Source organism: Leisingera sp. F5 (assembly GCF_001593695.1).
This window is the reverse complement of record NZ_LUKH01000803.1, coordinates 1-1,656: the sequence shown is the minus strand read 5'-3', so window position 1 is coordinate 1,656 and position 1,656 is coordinate 1. Positions and strand designations below refer to the sequence as shown.

Genomic DNA, 1,656 nt, shown 5'->3' with positions numbered 1-1,656 from the left:
GTCTCCAGCAGCTTCTTGCGGTTCTCCGGCACCGATGCCCGGCCTGCGAACCGGTCCAGCAACGCCCGGAACCGCCGCGGCCGCCAGATATGGCGCATCAGCGCCGCCTTGCGTTTTTCCGTGGTGTTCAGCCCCAGCACCGCGGCCATAAGAATGCCGATATCGCCGGTCGCCGCGCGCAGGGGCAGACCGCGCACCTGCAGCGCGAACAGCGCAAACACTTCGGCATCCGCCGCCGCCGCGTCTTTGCGCTCAAACACCTCATAGCCGACCTGCAGATATTCATTGGGCCGGTCCGGATCCAGCTCCTGGCGCCGGAACACCTCGCCCGAATAGGTATAGCGTGCAGGCTCGGCGCCATGGCGCATATGCGCCTCCACCACCGGAACCGTGAAATCCGGACGCAGCATCTGCTCACCACGCAGCGCGTCTGTGGTCACATAGGCGCGGGCACGGATGTCCTCGCCGTAAAGATCCAGCAACGTACCGGCCGGCTGCAAGAGCGGTGTATCCACGACCTGCGCGCCTGCGGCCTCGAACTGGACCCGCAGCATAGCTGCGCGGGCCTGAATTTTTGATCGAACAGCCATGATCAGTCTTGCCCGTCCAGGATTTCACGCACTTTGGCCACCAATTCCATGCGCGGCACCTCAAACTGGCTTGGACGTTCCTTCCACTCTTCCAGCGTGGCGCTTTCGGCGATCTTGGCGCCTAGGATCAGGTCCTTGATCTGCACTACGCCATTGGCCTTTTCGTCGCCGCCTTCGATCACCGCCACAGGCGAGTTTCGCTTGTCCGCGTATTTCAGCTGGTTGCCGAAGTTCTTGGGATTGCCCAGATAAACCTCGGCCCGGATGCCCGCGTTGCGCAGCTCCGCCACCATCGCCAGGTAATCCGCCATCCGGTCGCGGTCCATTACGGTGACAACCACAGGGCCAGTTGCTTCCGCCGAGAGCCGTCCCTTGGCATGCAGTGCAGCCAGCAGCCGGTCGACACCAATAGACACACCCACCGCAGGCACTTCCTGGCCGGTAAAGCGCTTCACCAGCCCGTCATAGCGCCCGCCGCCCGCAACCGAGCCGAACTGCCGCTTGCGGCCTTTCTCGTCGAAAATCTCAAAGGTCAGCTCTGCCTCGAACACTGGACCTGTATAATAGCCAAGCCCGCGCACAACCGAGGGATCGATTTCGATCCGGTCCTTGCCATAACCGCCGGCCGCCAGCAGCTCGCTGATCTGTTCCAGCTCGGAAATACCCTCCTGGCCGGCCTTGCTGTCACCCACAGCTGCACGCAAGTTAGCAAGGGTGCCAGCCGTGTCTGCTGCCTTGGAGGTCAGGAAGGCCAGCACCGGCGCCGCCTGATCGCCTGACAAGCCAACCCCGTCAATGAAGGCTCCCGAAGCATCCAGCCGACCCTTGGTCAGCAGCTCACGCACGCCGGCCTCGCCCACCTTGTCGAACTTGTCGATAGTGCGCAGCACGTCGTCGCGCTTGGCATCGCCCTCGCCCAGGCCCATCGCCTCCAGCACGCCGTTCAGAACCTTGCGGTTGTTCACACGCACCAGATAGTCGCCGCGCGGAATGCCGACGGTCTCCAACGTGTCGGACAGCATCGCGCAGATCTCGGCATCGGCAGCCATCGAGGCGGTACCGACGG

At 63.5% G+C, this 1,656-nt stretch carries 2 protein-coding genes; both read right to left on the bottom strand.

Translation table 11 applies throughout. The annotated features are described in order from the left end of the window. Window positions 1-590, bottom strand: a 590-nt coding sequence (locus A2I95_RS36165; protein ID WP_291737338.1) for an ATP phosphoribosyltransferase regulatory subunit, incomplete at its 3' end; no start/stop codon positions are given. A 2-nt stretch (window positions 591-592) separates the two neighbouring features. Next, window positions 593-1,656, bottom strand: a 1,064-nt coding sequence (locus A2I95_RS36160) for an ATP phosphoribosyltransferase regulatory subunit (RefSeq protein ID WP_291737337.1), incomplete at its 5' end; no start/stop codon positions are given.